The 3903-nt window shown below is 68.1% G+C and carries 4 protein-coding genes; all 4 read left to right on the top strand.

Annotated features, from left to right (window positions below; all coding sequences use genetic code 11):
- Positions 1-391: FHA domain-containing protein (locus JGS39_RS37730; RefSeq protein ID WP_219574291.1), on the top strand; the 391-nt coding region annotated here is incomplete at its 5' end.
- A gap of 10 nt (positions 392-401) precedes the next feature.
- Positions 402-917: an FHA domain-containing protein FhaB/FipA gene (locus JGS39_RS37725; protein ID WP_148019768.1), complete on the top strand. Its 516-nt coding sequence runs from the start codon at positions 402-404 to the stop codon at positions 915-917.
- Between the two features lie 129 nt (positions 918-1046).
- A complete protein-coding gene (locus tag JGS39_RS37720) occupies positions 1047-2540 on the top strand; it encodes a Stp1/IreP family PP2C-type Ser/Thr phosphatase (protein ID WP_219574290.1) in 1494 nt (497 codons plus the stop codon).
- A 23-nt stretch (positions 2541-2563) separates the two neighbouring features.
- Positions 2564-3903, top strand: a 1340-nt coding sequence (locus JGS39_RS37715; protein WP_219574289.1) for an FtsW/RodA/SpoVE family cell cycle protein, incomplete at its 3' end; no start/stop codon positions are given.

Raw genomic sequence — 3903 nt, 5'->3', positions numbered from 1 at the left:
CGCCTCCGCACCGCCCATGCCCGCGGCCCCGCCGCCGGGCGCCAGGCACGGAGGAGCACCGGGTCCCGACCGGCGCCCGCCGGCCACTCCCAGCCCCCTGCCGAACACGCAGGTGCGACGCTGGATCGAGATCAACGGCACCCGCCACCAGATCTCCCGTCCGACGCTGGTGATGGGCCGCAGCACCGACGCCGACGTGCGGATCGACGACCCCGGCGTATCCCGCCGGCACTGTGAGATTCGGACCGGAACGCCCTCGACGATCCAGGATCTCGGGTCTACCAACGGCATCGTGGTAGACGGGCAGCACACAACCCGCGCTACGCTCCGCGACGGCTCGCGGATCGTCGTGGGCAGCACCACCATCGTTTACCGGCAAGCCGAAGGGTGAAGCGGGGGCAATGTCAGAGCTGACCCTTACGGTCATGCGGCTAGGATTCCTGGCTGTTCTGTGGCTGTTCGTGATCGTGGCCGTCCAGGTCATTCGAAGTGACCTGTTCGGAACGCGCGTCACGCAGCGCGGCTCACGCCGCACTGCTACCGACGCGCGGCCTCCACAGGCACGCCAGACCGCTGCGGCACCGCCGCAGCAACGCCAGCAGCCCGGCCGCCAGCGCCGGGGAGCACCGACCAAACTGGTCGTGTCCGAAGGGACGCTCACCGGCACCACGGTGGCGCTCCAGGGGCAGACCATCACGCTGGGCCGGGCCCATGATTCAACGATCGTGCTGGACGACGACTACGCGTCCAGCAGGCATGCCAGGATCTACCCCGACCGTGACGGCCAGTGGATCGTCGAGGATCTCGGGTCCACCAACGGCACGTATCTGGACCGGACCCGTCTCACCACCCCGACGCCTGTTCCGCTGGGCGCGCCGATCCGGATCGGCAAGACCGTCATCGAGCTGCGGAAGTAGTACGACAATGAGCGAGCGGAGCGAGCGAGCCGCGGCGGCCCGGGCAACGGACCCGGCCAGGCTCCCGACCGGAGGGTGGGCAGTGTGGCTCGAGACCGGCTGTACCCCGAGCCGACGGGCGAGGTGCGCATGAGTCTTTCCCTGCGCTTCGCCGCCGGATCGCACAAGGGCATGATCCGGGAGGGCAACGAGGACTCCGGCTATGCCGGACCGCGTCTGCTCGCCATCGCCGACGGCATGGGCGGCCAGGCGGCCGGTGAGGTCGCCAGCTCCGAGGTGATCTCCACGCTCGTCCAGCTCGACGACGACGTCCCGGGCTCCGACATCCTCACTTCGCTGGGCACGGCGGTCCAGCGGGCCAACGACCAGCTGCGCATGATGGTCGAGGAGGACCCCCAGCTGGAGGGCATGGGCACCACGCTCACCGCACTCCTGTGGACGGGTCAGCGCCTCGGTCTCGTCCACGTCGGCGACTCGCGCGCCTATCTGCTGCGGGACGGCGTCCTGACGCAGATCACGCAGGACCACACCTGGGTCCAGCGGCTGGTGGACGAGGGCCGGATCACCGAGGAGGAGGCCACCACCCACCCGCAGCGCTCCCTGCTGATGCGCGCGCTGGGCAGTGGTGACCACGTCGAACCCGATCTCTCCATCCGTGAGGTCCGGGCCGGCGACCGCTATCTGATCTGCTCCGACGGGCTCTCCGGCGTCGTCTCCCACCAGACGATGGAGGAGACGCTCGCCAGCTACCAGGGCCCGCAGGAGACCATCCAGGACCTCATCCAGCTCGCTCTGCGCGGTGGCGGCCCGGACAACATCACCTGCATCGTCGCCGACGTCTTCGACGTCGACAGCAACGACACCCTGGCCGGGCAGCTCAACGACACCCCGGTCATCGTCGGAGCCGTCGCGGAGAACCAGGCCGCCCAGCTGAACGACTCCGGCGCCATGGAGACCCCCGCCGGACGCGCGGCCGGCCTCGGACGCCCCGTCCCGCCGCCCTCGGGCGGCTTCGGTCCTCCCGGCAGCGGTGACGACGTCGGCTACGACGGCATGCCGGACGGGGCCTTCGGCTCCTACTCCGACGACGACTTCGTGAAGCCCGGCGGCCGCAAGTGGCTCAAGCGCTCCCTGTACATCGTGCTCGCCCTGGCGGTCATCGGCGGCGGTGCGTACAGCGGCTACCGCTGGACCCAGACCCAGTACTTCGTCGGCGCGAAGAGCGACAACGTCGCGCTGTACCGGGGCATCAGCCAGGACCTCGCGTGGGTCTCGCTCTCGAAGGTCGAGACGGACCACCCCGAGATCGAACTCAAGTACCTGCCGCCCTACCAGCGCAAGCAGGTCGAGGCGACCATCGCCGAGGGCAGCCTGGCCGACGCTCGCGAGAAGATCACCGAGCTCGCCACCCAGGCGACCGCCTGCAAGAAGGACGCACAGCGCCGCGCAGCCGAGAAGAACGCCCCCAGCGACGAGGGCCAGGCCGCCGGTACGGACAAGGACGCCACCAAGACGTCCACGACGTCCGACGCCAAGACCAAGCAGACTTCAGCGACTCCCACTCCCGGTCCCAGCCTCTCGGAGGAAGAGAAGAAGCTGGTCCCGCAGTGCGGTAAGCAGTAAAGCCGTAGGGGGCCTTCAGCACCATGAGCGTTGTCACCAACACGACCACGATCGGCGCGATCGACGCACCGAGCCGACGAAACACCGAACTGATGATGATGGTCTTCGCCATCGCCATCTCGGTGTTCGCCTACGCCAACGTGGGCCTCGCCATGGACGGGAGCCTCCCGTCCGGCATGTTCGGTTACGGAGCAGGACTCATCCTGCTCGGCGGCGTCGCCCACCTCGTGGTGCGCAAGTTCGCTCCGTACGCGGACCCGCTGCTGCTGCCACTGGCCACCCTGCTCAACGGCCTGGGCCTGGTGCTGATCTGGCGGCTGGACCAGTCGCCACGACTGATCCAGCGCGCGGAGTACCTGTACGGGGCGTACAGCCCGGACGCCCCCAAGCAGCTCCTGTACTCGGCGATCGGCGTCGCTCTCTTCGTCGCGGTGCTGGTGATCCTCAAGGATCACCGGATCCTCCAGCGCTACACGTACATCTCGATGGCCGCGGCGCTGGTCCTGCTGGTCATCCCGATGTTCTTCCCGGCGGTGAACGGCGCGAAGATCTGGATCAGCCTCGGCCCGTTCTCGATCCAGCCGGGTGAGTTCGCCAAGATCCTCATCGCGATCTTCTTCTCCGGCTATCTCATGGTGAAGCGGGACGCCCTGGCGCTGGCCAGCCGCCGCTTCATGGGGATGTACCTGCCGCGCGGACGTGACCTCGGTCCGATCATCACGATCTGGGCCCTGTCGATCCTGATCCTCGTGTTCGAGACCGACCTCGGCACGTCCCTGCTCTTCTTCGGTCTGTTCGTCGTCATGCTGTACGTCGCCACCGAGCGGACCAGCTGGATCGTCTTCGGTCTGCTGATGTCGGCAGCCGGTGCGGTGGGTGTGGCGTCCTTCGAGCATCACGTGCAGGAGCGGGTGAACGCCTGGCTCGACCCGTTCGCCAAGGCCACGATGGATCAGAGCGACCAGATCGCCCAGTCCCTCATGTCCTTCGGTTCCGGCGGCACGCTCGGCACCGGACTGGGCCAGGGCCACTCGGACCTGATCATGTTCGCCGCCAACGCGGACTTCATCCTCTCCACCGTCGGCGAGGAACTGGGACTGGCCGGAATGATGGCCGTCCTGCTGATCTACGGTCTGATTGTCGAGCGGGGCGTCCGCACGGCTCTCGCCGCCCGTGACCCCTTCGGCAAGCTCCTGGCGATCGGTCTCTCCGGCGCCTTCGCGATCCAGGTCTTCGTGGTCGCCGGCGGTGTCATGGGCCTCATCCCGCTGAGCGGTATGACCATGCCGTTCCTCGCGTACGGTGGTTCGTCCGTTCTGGCCAACTGGGCGCTGATCGCCATCCTCATCCGGATCAGCGACAC

It is taken from the genome of Streptomyces poriferorum (assembly GCF_019399235.1).
GTDB lineage: Bacteria > Actinomycetota > Actinomycetes > Streptomycetales > Streptomycetaceae > Streptomyces > Streptomyces poriferorum.
This window is presented reverse-complemented; position numbering and strand designations above follow the sequence as displayed.

What these genes read in the sequence shown, in the direction of transcription:
- JGS39_RS37720 (WP_219574290.1), top strand. Translation starts at nt 1,047, where the DNA reads ATGAGTCTTTCCCTGCGCTTCGCCGCCGGATCGCACAAGGGCATGATC.
- JGS39_RS37725 (WP_148019768.1), top strand. Translation starts at nt 402, where the DNA reads ATGTCAGAGCTGACCCTTACGGTCATGCGGCTAGGATTCCTGGCTGTT.